Source organism: Streptomyces rubellomurinus, assembly GCF_000961885.1.
Lineage (GTDB): Bacteria > Actinomycetota > Actinomycetes > Streptomycetales > Streptomycetaceae > Kitasatospora > Kitasatospora rubellomurina.
The window spans coordinates 112,578-130,876 of the sequence record NZ_JZKH01000003.1 but is presented as its reverse complement, the minus strand read 5'-3'; the positions used below and the strand labels follow the sequence as shown (position 1 = coordinate 130,876).

The 18,299-nt window shown below is 72.7% G+C and carries 18 protein-coding genes; 8 read left to right on the top strand and 10 right to left on the bottom strand.

Features of this window, described 5'->3' with window-relative positions; all coding sequences use genetic code 11:
• Nucleotides 1-139: 139 nt before the first annotated feature.
• Together fxsA and pdxH are read right to left on the bottom strand one after the other, a co-directional pair.
• A complete protein-coding gene (gene fxsA / locus VM95_RS02865) occupies nt 140-331 on the bottom strand; it encodes an FxSxx-COOH cyclophane-containing RiPP peptide (RefSeq protein WP_045692362.1) in 192 nt (63 codons plus the stop codon).
• Nucleotides 332-511: 180 nt separating this feature from the next.
• Nucleotides 512-1,144 carry a pyridoxamine 5'-phosphate oxidase gene (gene pdxH / locus VM95_RS02860; RefSeq protein WP_045692432.1) on the bottom strand — a complete coding sequence of 211 codons (633 nt, stop codon included), beginning with the start codon at nt 1,142-1,144 and terminating at the stop codon, nt 512-514.
• Nucleotides 1,145-1,601: 457 nt separating this feature from the next.
• On the opposite strand from pdxH, the gene VM95_RS02855 reads away from it, so the two are divergent.
• Nucleotides 1,602-2,702, top strand: a complete 1,101-nt coding sequence (locus VM95_RS02855) for a citrate synthase 2 (RefSeq protein WP_045692361.1) — start codon at nt 1,602-1,604, stop codon at nt 2,700-2,702.
• 151 nt (nt 2,703-2,853) lie between these two features.
• The gene (gene serC, locus VM95_RS02850) at nt 2,854-3,978 is read left to right on the top strand and encodes a phosphoserine transaminase (RefSeq protein ID WP_045692360.1); all 1,125 of its coding nucleotides are present in this window, start codon (nt 2,854-2,856) and stop codon (nt 3,976-3,978) included.
• A gap of 291 nt (nt 3,979-4,269) precedes the next feature.
• Here serC and thpR read toward each other — a convergent pair whose 3' ends face one another.
• Nucleotides 4,270-4,857 (bottom strand): RNA 2',3'-cyclic phosphodiesterase, encoded by a 588-nt coding sequence (gene thpR / locus VM95_RS02845; RefSeq protein ID WP_045692359.1) that lies wholly within the window; start codon nt 4,855-4,857, stop codon nt 4,270-4,272.
• 46 nt (nt 4,858-4,903) lie between these two features.
• Here thpR and VM95_RS02840 point away from each other — a divergent pair, with 46 nt between their 5' ends.
• Nucleotides 4,904-5,422 (top strand): GNAT family N-acetyltransferase, encoded by a 519-nt coding sequence (locus VM95_RS02840; protein ID WP_078859539.1) that lies wholly within the window; start codon nt 4,904-4,906, stop codon nt 5,420-5,422.
• Between the two features lie 52 nt (nt 5,423-5,474).
• Here VM95_RS02840 and VM95_RS02835 read toward each other — a convergent pair whose 3' ends face one another.
• Both VM95_RS02835 and VM95_RS02830 read right to left on the bottom strand, forming a co-directional pair.
• Nucleotides 5,475-6,764 carry an MFS transporter gene (locus VM95_RS02835; protein WP_045692430.1) on the bottom strand — a complete coding sequence of 430 codons (1,290 nt, stop codon included), beginning with the start codon at nt 6,762-6,764 and terminating at the stop codon, nt 5,475-5,477.
• Nucleotides 6,765-7,123: 359 nt separating this feature from the next.
• Nucleotides 7,124-7,558, bottom strand: a complete 435-nt coding sequence (locus VM95_RS02830; RefSeq protein WP_045692358.1) for a MarR family winged helix-turn-helix transcriptional regulator — start codon at nt 7,556-7,558, stop codon at nt 7,124-7,126.
• Nucleotides 7,559-7,679: 121 nt separating this feature from the next.
• Between VM95_RS02830 and VM95_RS02825 the strand changes: the two genes are divergently transcribed.
• Both VM95_RS02825 and VM95_RS02820 read left to right on the top strand, forming a co-directional pair.
• Entirely contained in the window at nt 7,680-8,081 is a 402-nt protein-coding gene (locus tag VM95_RS02825) for a VOC family protein (protein WP_045692357.1), read from the top strand.
• Between the two features lie 385 nt (nt 8,082-8,466).
• Nucleotides 8,467-9,462: an MHYT domain-containing protein gene (locus tag VM95_RS02820; protein ID WP_063773436.1), complete on the top strand. Its 996-nt coding sequence runs from the start codon at nt 8,467-8,469 to the stop codon at nt 9,460-9,462.
• A gap of 78 nt (nt 9,463-9,540) precedes the next feature.
• On the opposite strand, the gene VM95_RS02815 is transcribed toward VM95_RS02820, so the two are convergent.
• Both VM95_RS02815 and VM95_RS02810 read right to left on the bottom strand, forming a co-directional pair.
• Complete coding sequence (locus VM95_RS02815; protein WP_045692356.1) at nt 9,541-11,253, bottom strand: hydrogenase maturation protein; 1,713 nt, start codon at nt 11,251-11,253, stop codon at nt 9,541-9,543.
• 172 nt (nt 11,254-11,425) lie between these two features.
• Nucleotides 11,426-12,349, bottom strand: a complete 924-nt coding sequence (locus VM95_RS02810) for a DUF4231 domain-containing protein (protein WP_045692355.1) — start codon at nt 12,347-12,349, stop codon at nt 11,426-11,428.
• 133 nt (nt 12,350-12,482) lie between these two features.
• On the opposite strand from VM95_RS02810, the gene VM95_RS02805 reads away from it, so the two are divergent.
• Nucleotides 12,483-12,932 carry a VOC family protein gene (locus tag VM95_RS02805; RefSeq protein WP_045692354.1) on the top strand — a complete coding sequence of 150 codons (450 nt, stop codon included), beginning with the start codon at nt 12,483-12,485 and terminating at the stop codon, nt 12,930-12,932.
• Between the two features lie 65 nt (nt 12,933-12,997).
• Here VM95_RS02805 and VM95_RS02800 read toward each other — a convergent pair whose 3' ends face one another.
• The 3 genes from VM95_RS02800 to VM95_RS02790 all read right to left on the bottom strand — a co-directional run bounded on the left by VM95_RS02800 (nt 12,998) and on the right by VM95_RS02790 (nt 15,203).
• Complete coding sequence (locus VM95_RS02800) at nt 12,998-13,381, bottom strand: PIN domain nuclease (protein ID WP_045692428.1); 384 nt, start codon at nt 13,379-13,381, stop codon at nt 12,998-13,000.
• A 32-nt stretch (nt 13,382-13,413) separates the two neighbouring features.
• Nucleotides 13,414-13,614, bottom strand: coding sequence for a type II toxin-antitoxin system VapB family antitoxin (locus tag VM95_RS02795; RefSeq protein WP_045692353.1), 201 nt, complete (start codon nt 13,612-13,614; stop codon nt 13,414-13,416).
• A gap of 128 nt (nt 13,615-13,742) precedes the next feature.
• On the bottom strand, nt 13,743-15,203 hold the full coding sequence (locus VM95_RS02790) for an NCS2 family permease (protein WP_045692352.1): 1,461 nt from the start codon (nt 15,201-15,203) through the stop codon (nt 13,743-13,745).
• 230 nt (nt 15,204-15,433) lie between these two features.
• Between VM95_RS02790 and VM95_RS02785 the strand changes: the two genes are divergently transcribed.
• Together VM95_RS02785 and VM95_RS02780 are read left to right on the top strand one after the other, a co-directional pair.
• The gene (locus VM95_RS02785; RefSeq protein WP_045692351.1) at nt 15,434-15,736 is read left to right on the top strand and encodes a DUF2530 domain-containing protein; all 303 of its coding nucleotides are present in this window, start codon (nt 15,434-15,436) and stop codon (nt 15,734-15,736) included.
• Nucleotides 15,737-15,788: 52 nt separating this feature from the next.
• Nucleotides 15,789-18,272 carry an HAD-IC family P-type ATPase gene (locus VM95_RS02780; RefSeq protein ID WP_078859537.1) on the top strand — a complete coding sequence of 828 codons (2,484 nt, stop codon included), beginning with the start codon at nt 15,789-15,791 and terminating at the stop codon, nt 18,270-18,272.
• Nucleotides 18,273-18,299 lie beyond the last annotated feature (27 nt).

Below are 18,299 nucleotides of genomic sequence, written 5' to 3'. Positions count from 1 at the left end.
ACCCAGCATGTCGTGAACTCCACCAGCTTTACTGGGAAGTTGGCGGATTCACCCGCCACAGGGGGGTTTAACCGGGGGTCAGGCGCACGCCCGCGCTCGGGAGCGCACCCGGCGCATCGAAGCGCGCCGCGGGGGGGAACTAGAGATCGAGCGCCGACTGGAAGGCGGCGAGCGGCTCGGCGCCGGGGGTCAGGGCGTCCGCGACCACTCGGCGCAGCAGGTCGCCGAGGACGGTATCGGGGAGGGCGTCGAGTTCGTCGAGCGACAGGGCGGCGACGTCGACCAGGTCAGAGCCGAGTCCAGCGGCGGTGTCCGCATCGGTGACGCCCATCAGTCCCTCACTCGATCGCGCCGGCGCCGCGGGCTGCCTGCCGGAACGGGCAGCATCCTACACGCCGGAGGTCGTCCGTGACGGACCATCAGTTCGGCGCGGTCACGGCCCCCGAGCCTCGCCAGCCGACGCCAGAGCACGCCACAGCGCGCCACCCGTCCCCCGCCCCGCCCCGCCGCGCTACGGGCAGAGGCGCTCCACCCGCCAGCCGGTCGGGGCGGCCGGGTCGGCGAGGTAGCGGAGCCGGTCGTGCAGCCGGTTGGCGCGGCCCTGCCAGAACTCGATGCTCTCCGGGATGACGCGGTAGCCGCCCCAGAACGGCGGGACGGGTACGCCCTCGCCCTCGGGGTAGCGGCGTTCGAGGTCGGCGTAGCGCTGTTCCAGGACCTCGCGGTCGTCGACGGGGCTGGACTGCTCGCTGGCCCAGGCGCCGAGCTGGGAGCCGTGCGGGCGGGTGCGGAAGTAGGCGGCGGTCTCGTCGCGGCCGACCTTCTCGACCCGGCCCTGGACGATGACCTGGCGGGCCAGGGCGATCCAGGGGAACAGCAGGGCGGCGTGCGGGTTGGCGGCGAGTTCGGCGCCCTTCTGGGAGCCGTAGTTGGTGTAGAAGACGAAGCCGCGCGCGTCGAAGCCCTTGAGCAGGACGGTACGGGCGCTGGGCCGGCCCTCGGCGTCGGCGGTGGAGAGCACCATGGCGTTGGGCTCGACCACGCCGGAGTCGTCCGCCTCGTGGAACCAGCGGGTGAACTGGGCGATCGGGTCGGGTGCCAGCTGGTCCTCGCCGAGGCCCTCGTGGGTGTAGTGCTTGCGCATCACGGTGAGGTCCGGCCCGGGTCGGGCCTCCTCGGCCGTGACGGCCGGGGTCCGGGGGGCGGGGCTCAGGGGCGTCGACTGGGCGCGTTCCGGGGTCTGCACGCCAACATCATCCCGTACGACAAGCAACCGACGCCGCTCCATGCCGCGACCGACTGGCGAACCACGGTCGGGGATAAGGTGGCTCGCCACCGCTTGGCCGCCCGTCGTGCGGGGAATTGTCCGGTACCGAGGCATTCCGTCCCGGGGCCTCGGCCCCGACCCGCGCGCCCTGCGGCCGTTCGGCGGAGCCTGACGGGAAAGTCAAGCGGTCCGCCGGGCAACATCACCGCTGTGGTGTATGGCGCAATGCACCCCGTGCCTGTCACTCTGGCACCGAGTGCCAACCACCATTCGGTCACTGGCGCGCCGCCCCACCACGGCGGAGCGCCGATCGCAGAACTGAAGGAGCCGTCGCATGTCCGATTTCGTACCCGGGCTTGAGGGAGTCGTCGCGTTCGAGAGCGAGATCGCCGAGCCCGACCGGGAAGGCGGCGCCCTGCGGTACCGCGGTGTCGACATCGACGACCTGGTCGGCAAGGTCTCCTTCGGCCACGTCTGGGGCCTGCTGGTGGACGGCAAGTTCAACCCCGGCCTGCCGGCCGCCGAGCCGTTCCCGATCCCGGTGCACTCGGGTGACATCCGGGTCGACGTGCAGTCCGCGCTCGCCATGCTCGCCCCGGTCTGGGGCCTGAAGCCGCTGCTCGACATCGACGCCGACCAGGCCCGGGACGACCTGGCCCGGGCCGCCGTGATGGCGCTGTCGTACGTCGCCCAGTCGGCCCGCGGCCAGGGCCTGCCGATGGTCCCGCAGAGCGAGATCGACAAGGCCGAGACGGTCGTCGAGCGCTTCATGATCCGCTGGCGCGGCGAGCCGGACCCGAAGCACGTCAAGGCCGTCGACGCCTACTGGACGTCCGCCGCCGAGCACGGCATGAACGCCTCCACCTTCACCGCCCGGGTCATCGCCTCCACCGGCGCCGACGTCGCGGCCGCGCTGTCCGGCGCGGTCGGCGCGATGTCCGGCCCGCTGCACGGCGGCGCCCCGTCCCGCGTGCTCGGCATGATCGAGGAGATCGAGCGCACCGGCGACGCGACCGCGTGGGTGAAGAACGCGCTGGACAAGGGCGAGCGCCTGATGGGCTTCGGCCACCGCGTCTACCGCGCCGAGGACCCGCGCGCCCGCGTGCTGCGCCGCACCGCCAAGGAGCTCGGCGCGCCGCGCTTCGAGGTCGCCGAGGCGCTGGAGAAGGCGGCCCTGGAGGAGCTGCACAACCGCCGTCCGGACCGCGTGCTGGCCACCAACGTGGAGTTCTGGGCCGCGATCATGCTGGACTTCGCCGAGGTGCCGGCGCACATGTTCACCTCGATGTTCACCTGCGCGCGCACCGCCGGCTGGTCGGCGCACATCCTGGAGCAGAAGCGCACGGGCCGGCTCGTGCGCCCCTCCGCGCGCTACATCGGCCCGGGCCCGCGCCGCCCCGAGGCGATCGAGGGCTGGGACGCCATCGCGCGCTGAGCGCACCCGGCGAACCGTCACTGCAGCACTCTGACCAGCGGGTCCGGCTCCGGCCGGGCCCGCTGTTCGCACACCGTCGAGCAGTCGAGATCACAGTCTCAGCGGGCGGACGACCGTATCCGGCCCCGGGCCCGGCCGGTAGGCTGCGCGCGTGGCTCAGATCCAGATCCCCGCTGACATCAAGCCCGCAGACGGCCGTTTCGGCTGCGGCCCGTCCAAGGTGCGCCCCGAGGCACTGAGTGCCCTCGCCGCGACCGGGACCTCCCTGCTCGGCACCTCGCACCGCCAGGCCCCCGTCAAGAACGTGGTCAAGCGCGTCCGCGAGGGCGTGAGCAGCCTGTTCTCCCTCCCCGAGGGGTACGAGGTGGTCCTCGGCAACGGCGGCTCCACCGCCTTCTGGGACATCGCGGCCTTCGGCCTGGTGCGGGAGAAGTCCCAGCACCTGGACTTCGGCGAGTTCTCGTCGAAGTTCGCCTCCTCGGTGAAGGCCGCCCCGTGGCTGGCCGAGCCGACCGTGATCAAGACCGCCCCGGGCACCCACCCGCTGCCGGTCGCCGAGGCCGGCGTGGACGTCTACGGCCTCACCCACAACGAGACCTCGACCGGCGTCGCGATGCCGATCCGGCGCCCGGCGGGCGCGGACCAGGGCTCGCTGGTCCTGGTGGACGCCACCTCGGGCGCCGGCGGCCTGCCGGTGGACATCGCCGAGACCGACGTCTACTACTTCGCGCCGCAGAAGTCCTTCGCCTCCGAGGGCGGCCTGTGGCTGGCCACCTTCTCCCCGGCCGCCCTGGAGCGCGCCGCGGAGATCGCCGCGTCCGGCCGCTACATCCCGCCGTTCTTCTCGCTGCCGACGGCCATCGACAACTCGTCGAAGGACCAGACGTACAACACCCCGTCGATCGCCACCCTGTTCCTGCTGGCCGACCAGCTGGAGTGGCTGAACGGCAACGGCGGGCTCGACTGGGCCGTCGCCCGTACGGCTGATTCCTCGTCCCGGCTGTACTCCTGGGCCGAGAAGTCCTCCTTCGCGAACCCCTTCGTGGCGAACCCGGCCGAGCGTTCGCAGGTCGTCGGCACGATCGACTTCGACGAGTCGGTGGACGCCGCCGCGGTCGCCAAGGCACTGCGTGCCAACGGCATCGTGGACACCGAGCCGTACCGCAAGCTGGGCCGCAACCAGCTGCGCGTCGCGATGTTCCCGGCGATCGACCCGGCGGACGTCGAGGCGCTCACCCACTGCATCGACTACGTGGTCGAGCAGCTCGGCGCCTGAGCGGAAAGCCGGCGCCGGAAGCCGGCACCGGAAGTCGGCACCCGAAGCCGGCACCGGAAAGCCCGGCACCCGGAAAGCCGGCACCCGAGCGCGACTGAGGGCCACCGCCTGCGGGCGGTGGCCCTCCTCCGTTGCCGGGCTTCCGCAACAGGCCTCAGCGATTGACCAGTGAGCTGATCAGCACGACGACCAGCAGCAGCACCAGGGTGCCGGAGACGATGCGCATACGAGTCTTGGGATCCACGGTCAACGAGCGTACCTCCGCCCCGCACCCGCGCCGACCGGCGGCCCTCAGCTCCAGTCGGCCAGCGCCCACGAGCGCAGCGACTCGTAGTGGGCGAAGCCCCCGTCCAGGTCGCTCCGCATCAGGTGCAGCTCGGCGGCCTCCCACTCCGGCCCCCGGTAGTCCGCCAGCGCCGCCGCCAGGGCCTCCAGCTCGGCCGCCGCGACCCGCTGGACGGCCCGCCGGTGGCCGCGCGCGGAGCCGGCCCGGGCGAGCGTGAGGTGCGGGTGGAAGACGTAGGAGTCGGTCTCCCCGGTGAGCTCGGCGGTCGCCTGGGTGACGGCCTCGGCGAGCCGGCGCAGGGCCCAGGTCTGGCCGTCCACGCCCGCCCAGAGCACCCGGTCGCCGAACCGGCCGGAGCCCGCGATCCGCAGCCGGTGCGCCTCGTGGACCTCGGCGACGGCGGCCAGGCCCTCCTCCAGCTCCGGCAGCCGGTCGGGCGCCACCTCGCCGAGGAAGGCCAGGGTGAGGTGCCAGCCCTCCACGGTGGTCCAGCGCAGCCGGTCCGCCCCGGGCAGCCCGCGCACCGGCGCGACCGCGTCGGAGAGTTCCTGCAGCGCCCTGACCGGTGGGAGTACCGCCACGAACAGCCTCATGGATCAATCTTCCCGCGTTCGACCTTTCGGTGTAGAAAGGTTTTCCATGAACATCCGCAACGGGGGGCCCGCGGACGTCCCCGACATCCTGTCCCTGCTCGACGGCGCCGTCTCCTGGCTGACGGCCGACGACCGCGCCGGCCAGTGGGGCGACCAGCCCTTCAGCGCCAACCCGGCCCGCGTCGACCAGATCACCTCCTACGCCTCCGAGCCCTTCCTGGTCCGCCTCGCCGTGGACGAGGACGGCCGGACGGTCGGCTGCTGCGTGCTCAACGAGGACCGCGGCAAGTGGATCCCCGCCGTGGACGAGCGCGAGCTCTACCTCCGCCTGCTGGTCACCGACCGCACCCGCAAGGGCTCCGGCATCGGCGCCGCGCTGGTCGCCGACGCGGTCGAGGAGACCCGCCGGCGCGGCATCGGCCTGCTGCGGGTGGACTGCTACGCGGGCAACGACCGCAAGCTGGTCGGCCAGTACCGGGCGCTCGGCTTCACCGAGACCGTGAGCTTCGAGGTCGAGCAGCCGTCCGGCATGTGGCCCGGCCAGGTGCTGGAGATCCGGGTCTGACGATCAGTCGGGAAGTCCCGGAGGCAGGCCCCCGGGACTTCCTGACGCATCATCAGCAGGCCGCTGCCAGCTCCGACTTGCGCGCCGGGACGGTCCGCGGCACGAAGGCCACCACCCGGCCGCCGCGCCCGGGGTGCAGGTCGAACCGCACCCGCAGGTCCGCGCTGCGGGCCAGCACCAGGCCGACCGCACCGGCGGCCGCCGCGGACACCAGCCCGCAGGCCAGCAGGCCGAGCCGGGGCCCGTACGAGGCGGTGACCCAGCCGACGATCGGGGCGCCGATCGGCGTGCCGCCGGTGAAGACCAGCACCAGCAGGCCCATCACCCGGCCGCGCATCTCGGGGTCGGTGGCCAGCTGGAGCGAGGAGTTGACCGAGGTGTTGAAGCTCAGCCCGAACACCCCGATCAGCATGAGCAGCAGCGCGAAGGTCCAGTAGTCGGGCGCGAAGGCCGCGACCACCTCCAGCGTGCCGAAGCCCAGCGCCGCGCCGACCAGCCGCCGCAGCCGCGGCGCGCCCCGGCGGGCGGCGAGCAGCGCGCCGGCGAGCGAGCCGACCGCCATCGCGGTGTTCAGCAGGCCGTACTGGCCGGCGCCGACCTTGAAGGTGTCGTAGGCGAAACCGGACAGCAGGGTCGGGAAGTTGAACCCGAAGGTGCCGATGAACCCGGCGAGCACCATCGGCCAGACCAGCTCGGGCCGCTCCTTCACGTACCGGAGCCCCTCCCGCAGCTGCCCCTTCTCCCGGGCGATCGGCTCGGTCGGGCGCAGTTCGCTCTCGCGCATGGCGAGCAGCCCGCCGATCACGGCGGCGAAGGACAGCGCGTTGACGGCGAAGGCCCAGCCGCTGCCGACCGCGGCGATCAGCAGGCCCGCGACGGCGGGGCCGACCAGGCGGGCGGTCTGGAAGTTGGCGGCGTTCAGGCTGACGGCGTTGGCGAGGTCCTTCGGCCCGACCATCTCGGCGACGAAGGCCTGCCGGGCCGGGTTGTCGACCACGGTGACCAGGCCGAGCAGCAGCGCGAAGGCGTACACGTAGTACGGCGTCACGAGGCCGCCGATGGTCAGCACGGCGAGGCCCGCGGCGAGCAGGCCCATCGCGCCCTGGGTGTACACCAGCAGGCGGCGCTTGGGCATCCGGTCGGCGAGCACGCCGCCGAACAGGCCGAGCAGCAGCATCGGCAGGAACTGCATGGCGGTGGTGATGCCGACCGCGAGCGGGCTGCCGGTGAGGCTGAGCACCAGCCAGTCCTGGGCGATCCGCTGCATCCAGGTGCCGGTGTTGGACACCACCTGGCCGGCGAAGTAGTAGCGGTAGTTGCGAACGCGCAGCGAGGAGAACATCCCCCCGGGCCTCGTGAAGCGGGCACCTGTGGGAGACGAGGCCGCGTGGCTGCGGCCCTGAGCGGCGGAGTCCGCCGCGGTGCGTTCGTCGGGGTCGTCGTCGCCGCTGCCGGGCAGTCCGCTGGGGGCGGGGGCCTGGGCGTCGGCGGCCGCGGGGCTGTCCGCGGCGGGGTCGGTGGTCGGGTCGTCGAGTCGGGTACGGATGGCGGCGGCGCTTGCTGCGGCCGGCGGTGTCACGGTGGTCTCCCCTCGTGGCGCGACGACCCTGGCGGGGGCCGTCACGCTCCTGGTGTCGGTGGTCGGTCCTGCGGTGATGCGAGCTCCTTCGTCTCCCGGCTGGCTGGCCGAGGTCGGTGTGCCTAGAGGTGTGCGAGCTTGTAGAGCACGGGCGCTGCCTCCCTGAGGACCGCCCATTCCTCCTCGTCGAGCCCTTGGGCGAGCTCGGCGAGCCAGACGTTTCGGCGCCGGCGGCTCTCCGCGAGGATCGCCTCGGCCTGCTCGGTGCTGCTGACGACCACCTGGCGGCGGTCCTCGGGGTGCGGCTCGCGCCGCACCAGCCCCTTCTCCTCCAGCATCGCGACGATCCTGGTCATCGAAGGAGGCTGCACGTGCTCCTTCCGGGCGAGCTCACCCGGTGTGGCCTTCCCGCACCGGGCGAGGGTGCCCAGCACCCCCATCTCGGTCGGACTCAACGACTCCTCCACCCGCTGGTGTTTGAGTCGTCGGGACAGGCGCATCGTGGACGACCGCAGCTGACTGATCGCTGCGAGGTCCTGCTCGGACATCTCGGGCATCTCTTTAGACTACGTCATTACTCTCGCTAAATAAAATCGGATTCCCGCCGCGCCGCCTCCGGAGCCCGGTGCCATATTGGTGATGGGCCACCGGCCCCACTCCCAGAAGGGCCCAGCAGCCATGTCCGACCTCGCCGAACAGCCCGCCCTCGACGGCTCCGGCTTCGCCCGTCTCGCCATGGTCACCATCGACTGCGCCGACCCGGTCGCGCTGGCGGCGTTCTACGGCGACCTGCTGGGCTGGGAGACCCGGCACGCGGACGAGCACTTCGCGATCCTGGACAACCCGGAGGGCGGCAGCCCGCTCGCCTTCGGCCGGGTCACCGGCTACCGGCCGGAGCCCTGGACGGAACCGGACGGCGGCAAGCACTTCCACCTCGACTTCTACGTCGACGACCTGGACGAGGCCACCGCCAAGGCCCTCGCGCTCGGCGCCACCGAGCCGACCTACCAGCACGGACGCACGCTCAAGGTGCTGATCGACCCGGCCGGCCACCCGTTCGGGCTAGCGCCGCTGTCGTAGCCGCGGCGCCGCCGACAGCGGCCGGACCAGCCGCCGGAACAGTCGCCGACAGCCGCCGAAACAGTCGTCGGAGCGGCCGTTTCGGCTGTAGTGAACTGTGCGCAACGAGTTGTCAGGGGTTGGTGCCAAGATCATGCAGAGTCGGTAAAGGCCCACGCTGACCAGGGAATTCACCAAAAGCCCGAACATTGTGCCGCCGCCGGGCAATGACTACTGTCCCCCGTTGTCAGGGGCACCACAGGCCAGGCCCCCTTCGGCGGTGTCTCCTGCATGCCCACCCCCGCGCGCGGCCCCGCCGTCCGTCCGGCCGGCCCGCCCGCCGGCCGCCCCCGCCTCCGCCCGGGCCTGGCGCCCTCCTCCCCGCACCCCGTCCAGGGAGTTCCTCTTGGGTCACATCCACCATGCCGACCACGGCTGGGTGACACCGGCGGTCTCGTACTTCGTCGCCTGCCTCGGCTCCTTCGTCGCGCTGCGCAGCGCCCGCTGGGCCCTCGTCTCGCAGGGCCGCACCCGGTTCGTCTGGCTGCTCTTCGCCTCGACCTCGCTGGGCGCCGGGATCTGGTCCATGCACTTCATCGCGATGCTCGGCTTCTCCGTCTCCGGCCTCGACATCAGCTACCGGCCCGGGCTGACGGTGCTCAGCCTGCTGGTCGCCGTCGCGGTGGTCGGCATCGGCCTGTTCACGGTCGGGTACTGGCGGCGGCGCCCCGTCCTGTCCCTGCTGATCGGCGGGCTGACCACCGGCCTCGGCGTCGCCGCGATGCACTACCTGGGCATGGCCGCGATGGTGCTGCCCGGCCACCTCGAGTACGACCACTTCACGGTCGGGCTCTCCGTCGCCATCGCGGTGTTCGCCGCCACCGCGGCCCTCTGGGCCGCGCTGAACATCCGGGGCACGCTCGCCGTCCTGGCCGCCGCGCCGGTGATGGGCGTCGCCGTCTGCGCGATGCACTACACCGGTATGGCGGCGCTGTCCGTCCGGGTGGACCTCGCGCACTCGACCGAAGGCGGCCTGATGGCCCTGCAGTTCATCTTCCCGCTCGGTGCGGGGCTGGGCTGCTACGTGTTCTTCGGCTCGCTCGCCTTCGCCGTCTCGCCGAGCCACAGCAACGCGCAGCCGCTGCTGCTCGGCCCGGCGGCCCCGCTGCCGCCGCGCACCTCGGGCGCGTCTCGCTCGTCGGGCACGTCGCGGCCCTCGCAGGCCTCGCAGCCTTCGCAGGCCTCGCAGCCCGCGCGCCCGGGCCGGGTGCCGGAGCCCCGGGAGGCACCGCTGGGCGAGCAGCTCCGGCGCGCGCAGCAGGTCCACCGGGCCTGGCAGGAGCAGCAGTTCCCGCAGCAGACGGCACCGCGGCCGGTCGGCGGCCCCGGCGCCGCCCGGTAGCGCCCCGGTAGCACCGCGGTAGCGCCGCGAACGGGTGGGCGTCCGGACCCCGGCCGGGCGCCCACCGCTCTCATCCCCTCACTCCGCCGGGCCGAGCAGCCCCGTCAGGTGCTCCGGCGTGGCCACCGGGCAGACCTTGCGCACGAAGTCCCGCCGCAGCGCGTGGTACGGCTCGCCCGCCCGGTAGAAGTTGGCGTGCATCCGCCGCAGTTCCTCCTCCCGGTACGCGGCCAGCGGCTTCTCCTCCTCGTCGGCGGCCCGGCGGCGCTTCTTGTCCACCAGCCGCCCGGTCAGCTCGGGCGAGTCGGCCAGCCGGGCCGCCTCGCGGAGCGTCCAGCGGCGGAAGGCCGCCGCGTCCCCGCCGGCCGTACGGTCCACCAGGCCGATCCGGTGGGCGAGTTCGGCACCGATCGGCAGCGCCTCGGTGGTCAGCCGCTCGGCCCGGTCGGCGCCGACCCGGCGCGGCAGGGTGTACGTCCAGTACTCGGAGCCGTACAGGCCCATCAGCCGGTAGTGCGGGTTGAGCACCGCCGACTCGCGGCACCACACCTCGTCGGCGGCGAGCGCCAGCATCAGGCCGCCGGCCGCCGCGTTGCCGGCCAGGGCGGCGACGGTGAGCTTGTCGTCGGTGGTCAGGATCGCCTCGACGAGGTCGTCCATCGCGTTGATGTTCTCCCAGGACTCCAGCGCCGGGAAGGGCGCGCCCTCGATGACGTTGAGGTGGATCCCGTTGGAGAAGAAGTCCTGGGGCGCGCCGAGCACCAGCACCGAGGTCGGCCGGTCCGCCGCCTCCCGGTAGGCGGCGAGCAGCCGGCGGCACTGCTCGGTGCTCATCGCCCCGCCCGCGTAGGCGAATTCGAGGTACCCGACGTCGCCCTCCTCGCGGTAGCGCAGCTCGGACCAGGTGTCCCGGCGGGCGGCGGCGGCCGGGCTCACCGGCACCTCGCGGACCCGGCCCAGGACCTCGGCGAGCACCGTCGCGGCGGGCAGCTTGAAGGTGGCGGGCCCGCCGGGGGTGCGGCGCGGGCGCAGCTGCGGGATCCACACCGCGCCGTCGACGGTGGCGCGGCAGACCGCGCCGTCCCGGGTGGCGAGCACGGCCCCGGGCTCCGGGCCGCGCAGCTCGTCCTCGGGGTGGCCGCCGTGCAGGAAGTACTCGCGGCCGTACAGCTCGTCGAGCACGCCGGGCTGGGAGTCGGCGGCGCGCAGCTTGCGCAGCACGGTGGCGGTGTCGTCCGCCGCCCAGTCGATCCGCCGGGCGACCTGCTTGAGGAACGGCCGCAGCTCGCCGTGCACGTCCGGGCGGCCGTAGTCGAGCGGTTCGGGGGTGAACAGCCCGCCCTGGAACCGCTGGACGGCCAGCAGGACGGCCTCGACGGCGGCGTCGGCGACCGCGCCCCGGTACAGCTCGCTCTTGCCGCAGGCCGGGACGGCGAACTCGACGGACGCCCAGATGTCGCCGGCGTCCATCTCCGCGACGGCCTGCAGCACGGTGACGCCCCAGCGCTCCGCGCCCTCGGTGATCGCCCAGTCGAGCGAGGAGGGCCCGCGGTCGCCCTTGGGGCCGGGGTGCACGATGAGGACGGTCCGGCTGGACCAGATGTCCTCCGGGACGGCCTTGGTCAGCATCGGGCAGACGATCAGCTCGGGATCGACCCGGGCCACCGCCGCCCTCATCTGCTCGTCGCCGAGGGCGAGCTGGACGGCGACCTGGTGGCCGCGTCCGCGCAGCTCGGTGTGGACGCGCTGGGTCAGGCTGTTGAACGCGCTGGCGATCAGGAGAATGCGCAAGGGGGGCCTCCGGGCAGGGACTTCGGGTCGCGCGGAGGCGATGAAACCACGGCATGGACACGTAATGATTACGGTCCCCAGCTCCCCGTCCGACCCTCACGCACCCCGCACACCTGTGCGCCCTCAGTGACCCCGCTTCGCCGGATCTCCCCAGTCTCTTCCCGGAGTTGGTCTAGCGGGGGAAGGCGCGGCGGGCCCGCCAGGTGGTGTGCTCGCGGGAGACGGCGTCCTCCGCCTCGGCGGCCAGCCGGGCCCAGCGGGCCTCCGCGTCCGGCGCCCGGAGGTCCAGGTCGGACAGCTGGTTGCCGACGTTCTCCAGCTCCCGCGCGGCCAGCTGGTAGGCGGCCGCCAGCGGGCCGAGCTGCTTGAGCTGCGTCCAGGCGATGATCGCCGCGGCCGCGGCCGAGCTGGCGCCGAAGATGTGCACCTGCAGGGCGCCGGTGGCCTGCGCGACGGCGGCGGCCGCACCGACGATGATCAGCGCCGCGATGCCCAGACCCCAGGAGACCGCCTGCGAGTCGCAGGCCTCGGCCCGGGAGCGGTACCAGGTGCGCTGGCCCTCGACCCGGGTGCGCAGGTAGAGGGTGCGCCGGGCGGCCAGGTCGCCCGCCCGCTGCCGGCGCATCTCCGGGGTGATCTCGGCGACGGCGCCGGGCGGCACGATCTCCGGGTCCTCGAAGGCCCGCAGCACGTCCTCGACCTGCAGCAGGTAGCCGTGGTCCACGTCCGCGGACTCGCCCTCGCCGTCGAACGGCCGGGCCCGGACGGTGTACTTCCAGGCCAGCGTCTTCACCGACTCGGCCGCCGCCCGCGCCTGGTACCAGCGGCCCTGCGGGTTGCCGCGGCGCAGCCGGGACCAGAAGTAGCCGGCGACCAGGAACGCGGCCACCGAGAACAGCGGCGTGATGTCGCCGTCGCCCTTGTGGTCCGGGCCCGGCAGCGAGCCGATCAGCGCGGCGAGCACCAGCATCGCGATGAGTCCGCGGTACCAGCGCAGCGTCTCGCGCTGCCCGTCCAACGAGGCCCTGTCCGCGCGCCAGAACAGCTCCGGCAGCAGCTGCGCCTCGACTCCCCCGGGCGGATCCTGTCGCACCATCGTTCGAGCCCCCTCCCCCATCGTCCGCCCAGGCAGTATGCCCATCGCCAACTGCCCTACACGGTCGCCTTTTTGACATCCCGCGACCGGCGGTGATTGCCCCGCCCCACCGGTAACCCCTATAAAGGGTTACATGCCGCTGCACTGGAAGCTCGTCATCGACTGCGCCGACCCGCACCGCCAGGCCGCCTTCTGGGGTGCCGCCCTCGACTACACCGTCGAGGACCACAGCACCCTGATCACCCGCCTGCTCGCCGCCGGCGCGGTCACCGAGGACGTCCTCACCGAGGTCAACGGCCACCCCGCCTGGCGCACCCTCGCCGCCGTCCGCCACCCGGAGGACCCGCACGACCCGGCCTCCGACACCGGCCTCGGCCGCCGCCTCCTCTTCCAGGCCGTCCCCGAGCCCAAGCAGGGCAAGAACCGCCTCCACCTGGACGTCCACCCCGGCCCGGGCGAGCGCGCGGCCACCGTCACCCGCCTCGAAACCCTCGGCGCCACCCTCCTGCGCCACGTCGAGGAGCCCGGCGGCGCCTGGACGGTCATGCAGGACCCCGAGGGCAACGAGTTCTGCGTCCACTGATCCCGGACACGGCCCGCCCTCCCTGACCGGAGGACGGGCCGCGCGGCGCCGGAGGAACGGAGGCTTCAGTCGGCCGCCCCGGCCGGCACGACCCAGCGGGTCGACTGCCCGGTGATGGCCGCGATCATGTCGTAGTCGCCGTCATAGTGCAGGACCGTGACACCGTGCCGCTCGGCCGTGGCTGCGATCAGCACGTCGGCCATCGAGAGGGCCCGGTGGTTCCCCCGGAACAGGGCACGGCGCTGAATGTCCTTGGCCCGGTCCCAGACCTCGTCCGTGCACGGCAGGTAGTCGAACCCTCGGAGCAGGTGACTCAGCCGATCCGCCTCCGCCGCGTTACGCGCACTGTGCAGAACCTCCATCTCGACCGCCGCGCTCACTGCCAGCAGCGCACGCTGCGAGAGGTCGTCGAGGATCGGCCGCACTGCCGGCTTTCCCCACCGAGCCATGGCCGACTTGTCGATCAGATAGCGTTCCCGGGTCACGCCGCCGCCGACTTGCCCGGCTCGTCGAGGAGGTCGAACTCCCCGTTGGCGATGGCATCGGCGAGCTCTATCCGCCTGGCCAGTTTCACGGCCTCCAACAGGGCCGCATTCACCGTGGCGACCTTGGTCGTCGTACCGAACAGACGCTGCGCCTCGGCCAGCAGGTCGTCATCGAGGTCGATCACCGTTCGCGCCATGGCTGTTCCTCCCTGAGCCGACAACAAGAAAACGATATCAACCCAGGCCAATTATCGATATCGAAAACGGCCCCGCGCTCCGGGGAGCGCGGGGCCGTCAGCGGGGCCGTCAGCGGGGCCGGGGGCCGTCAGAGCAGGCCGAAGGCCGGCATCAGGTAGTAGAAGGTGAAGACACCGGCCACCGCGTACATCGCGACCGGCACCTCACGTCCCCGACCGGCCGCGACCCGCAGGACGCAGAAGGTGATGAACCCGATGCCCAGGCCGTTGGTGATGCTGTAGGTGAACGGCATCATCACGATGGTCAGGAAGGCCGGGATCGCGAGGGTGTGGTCGGCCCAGTCGATCTCCTTGATGGAGTTCGCGAGGATCAGGAAGCCGACCGTGACCAGGGCCGGGGTGGCGGCCTGGGCGGGGACCATGGTGGCGAGCGGGGTGAGGAAGAGCGCCACCACGAAGAGCAGGCCGGTGACGATCGAGGCGAAGCCGGTGCGGGCGCCCTCGCCGACGCCGGCGGTGGACTCGACGAAGCAGGTGTTGGCGGAGGCGGAGGTGGCGCCGCCGGCGGCGGTGGCGATGCCGTCGACCATGAGGATCTTGTTGATGCCGGGCAGGTCGCCCTTCTCGTCCAGCAGGTGCGCCTCGTCGGCGACGCCGAGGATGGTGCCCATCGCATCGAAGAAGCAGGACATCAGGACGGTGAAGACGAACAGCACGCCGGTCAGCACGCCGACCTTCTCGAAGCCGCCGAACAGGCTGGCCTTGCCGACCAGCCCGAAGTCCGGGGCGGCGACCGGGTTGCCGGGCCACGCCGGGACGGTGAGGCCCCACTTGAGCGCGGGCACGTCGGCGAGCTTGTCGATCACCACGGCGAGGCCGGTGGAGACGGCGATGCTGATCAGGATCGCGCCGGGCACCTTGCGGATCACCAGGACCAGGGTGAGCAGCAGGCCGACCACGAAGACCAGCACCGGCCAGCCCAGCAGGTGCCCGCTGCCGCCGAGCTGCAGCGGGACGGTGGTGTGGGCGGCGTCCGGAATGCGGCTGACGAAGCCGGAGTCGACCAGGCCGACCAGGCTGATGAACAGGCCGATGCCGATCGCGATGGCCTTGCGCAGGCCGAGCGGCACGGCGTTCATGACGCGCTCGCGCAGGCCGGTGGCCACCAGCAGCATGATCGCGAAGCCGGCGAGCACGACCATGCCCATGGCGTCGGGCCAGGTCATCTTGGGCGCGAGCTGGAGCGCCACGATGGTGTTGACGCCGAGGCCGGCGGCCAGGCCGATCGGGACGTTGCCGATCACGCCCATCAGCAGGGTGGTGAGCCCGGCGGTGAGGGCGGTGGCGGTGACCAGCTGGGCGCTGTCGAGGTGGGCCCCGGTCATGTCCGTGGCGCTGGCCAGGATGATCGGGTTCAGCACCAGGATGTACGCCATGGTGAAGAAGGTGGCGACACCGCCGCGGATCTCGCGCGGCAGGGTGGAGCCGCGCTCGCCGATCCGGAAGAAGCGGTCCAGCGCGCCGCCGGGGGGCTCGGGCGCGGTGTCGGCGGGTTCGGGCGACTCGGTGGTCGGCTGGACCACAGGCATGCTTGCGTCCTCTGTGGGGGAGCTGAGGAGAGGGGGTCCGCCCGGGGCGACGGTGGCCGGGGCTTGGACGTTTAAGTATGGTTTCCCGATCGCACACGCGCTATCTTCGCGCGTAGAGCCCCAGGTGGGGCGGCATAACGGCCCCGGCCGAGGCCGGCCGCCGCCCGTACGGACCGCCGCCACCCCCGGCAGCCGCCGGGGAACCTCCGCCGCACCGTACGCTAGGCCCCATGCCCAAGACCCCGCTGCACCCCTCGCCCCCTCCGCTGGAGGCCAACGACGTCGCCATCGTCGGCGGCGGCACGGTGCTGTGGTTCGTCGCCTTCCTGGCGCTGGTCCCCTTCCAGGGCACGCTCTCCGACCACGGCCACGGCACCTGGCCGTGGATCTGCCTCTCCGGCGGCCTGCTCGGCCTGATCGGCCTCTGGTACTGCCGCGCCCGCCGGGCCGCCATCGCCCGGGACCGCGCCGCCGAGGCCTCCCGCCAGGAGGCGGACGGCGACGGCCAGGCCGCGGCCACCCAGTCGGACTGAATAGTCTTTTCGTAGCACGCACCGAACATGAGGCGCCCGTAGAGTCGGTGCCATGACGCAGCCTGCGCACCCTTCGGACGAGCAGCCCGCGGACGGCATCCGGCCGGACGGCGCCCACCCGCTCGGCCTGCTGCCCGGCCGCCGCGGTGGCCTGACCGCCTCCGAGGTCGCCGAGCGGGTCGCGAACGGGCAGGTCAACGACGTACCGGTGCGGTCCAGCCGCTCCACCCGGGAGATCGTCCGGGCGAATGTCTTCACCCGCTTCAACGCGATCATCGGCATCATGTTCGGGATCATCCTGATCGTCGGACCGATCCAGGACGGCCTCTTCGGCCTGGTCATCGTCGCCAACACGGCGATCGGCATCATCCAGGAACTGCGCGCCAAGAAGACCCTCGACAGCCTGGCCCTGATCGGCGAGGCCCGCCCGCAGGTGCGCCGGGACGGCACCGTCCAGCAGGTCGCCGTCTCCGAGATCGTGCTCGACGACACCGTGCTGCTCGGCATCGGCGACAAGGTGATCGTGGACGGCCTGGTCAGCGAGGCGGACGGCCTGGAGATCGACGAGTCGCTGCTCACCGGCGAGCCCGACCCCGTCCTCAAGCACCCGGGCGACCAGGTGATGTCCGGCAGCTTCGTGGTGGCCGGCGCGGGCGCGTTCACCGCCACCAAGGTCGGCCGCGAGGCCTACGCGGCGCAGCTGGCCGAGGAGGCCAGCAAGTTCACCCTGGTGAAGTCGGAGCTGCGCAGCGGCATCGACAGCATCCTGCGGTTCATCACCTACCTGCTGATCCCCACCGCCCTCGGCCTGATCATCAGCCAGCTGGCCGTCGAGGGCCGCGACTGGCGCGAGGCGGTGCGTCGGATGGTGGCCGGCATCGTCCCGATGGTCCCCGAGGGCCTGGTGCTGCTGACCTCGGTCGCCTTCGCGATCGGCGTGATCCGGCTGGGCCGCAAGCAGTGCCTGGTGCAGGAGCTGCCGGCGATCGAGGGCCTGGCCCGGGTGGACACCGTCTGCCTGGACAAGACCGGCACCCTCACCGAGGGCGGCATGGACGTGATCGACCTGCGGGTGATCGCCAACGGCGAGCCCGCGCCGGTCGACAAGGACACCATCAAGCACGCGCTCGGCGTGATGGCCGGCGCCGACGCCCGCCCCAACCCGTCCATGCAGGCCGTGATCGACAAGTACGGGCGCGGCGGCGACACCTCCGGGGGCGGCACCTCCGGGGGCGCCACGCCCGGGGGCGACGGCTGGCGGGTGATCGAGGCGATGCCGTTCTCCTCCGCCCGCAAGTGGAGCGGCGTGCAGCTGCTGGAGCCGCAGGGCGGCGAGGCCAGCTGGCTGCTCGGCGCCCCGGACGTGCTGCTGCCCGCCGGGCACCCGGCGCTCGCCGAGGTGGACGAGCTGGGCGCGCAGGGCCTGCGGGTGCTGCTGCTCGGCCGCACGCCCGTCCCGCTGGACGCCCCCGACCCGGCGGCCGACCTCGTCCCGCTCGCCCTGGTGGTGCTGCAGCAGCGGCTGCGCGCGGACGCCGCCGACACCCTGCGCTACTTCGAGGGGCAGCGGGTCCGGGCGAAGGTGATCTCCGGCGACGCGGCGGTCTCGGTCGGCGCGGTGGCCGCCCACCTGGGCCTGCCCGGCGCCGAGCACCCGCTGGACGCCCGCTCCCTGCCCGAGGACCCGCAGGCGCTGGCCGACACCGCCGACCGCACCAGCGTGTTCGGCCGGGTCACCCCGCAGCAGAAGCGGCTGCTGGTCGGCGCGCTGCAGTCGCGCGGCCACACCGTGGCGATGACCGGCGACGGCGTCAACGACGTGCTCGCGCTCAAGGACGCCGACATCGGCGTGGCGATGGGCACCGGCTCGGACGCCACCAAGGCCGTCGCCCAGATCGTGCTGCTGAACGACTCCTTCGCGACCCTGCCCGCGGTGGTCGCCGAGGGCCGCCGGGTGATCGGCAACATCGAACGGGTCGCCTCGCTGTTCCTGGTCAAGACGGTCTACTCGGTGCTGCTGGCACTGCTGGTGATCTTCACCCACTCGCCGTACCCGTTCCTGCCCCGGCACTCCACCGTGCTGTCCACGCTCACCATCGGCGTGCCGGCCTTCTTCCTGGCCCTCGCCCCCAACAACGAGCGGGCCCGCACCGGCTTCGTGAAGCGGGTGCTGCGCCTGGCCGTCCCGGGCGGCGCGATCGCCGGCACCGGCACCTTCGTCGCCTACGCGCTGGCCCGCGCCGACCACGCGACCGATCTCAAGGCCGACACCAGCGTGGCCACCCTGACGCTGTTCCTGATCGCCATCTGGGTGCTCGCCATCGTCGCCCGCCCGTACTCCTGGTGGCGGCTGCTGCTGATCGGCGCGATGGGCGGCGCCTTCGCGCTGGTGCTGCTGGTCCCGGCGTTCTCGGACTTCTTCCAGCTGCGCCTGGTGGGCTACCGCGACCCGTGGATCGGGGTCGCCATCGCGCTGGTCTGCGGCGCGGCGCTGGAGATCGCCTGGGCCGTCATGAAGCGTCGCGGCCTGGAATGACGCCACCCCCCGCACCTAGCATGGCCG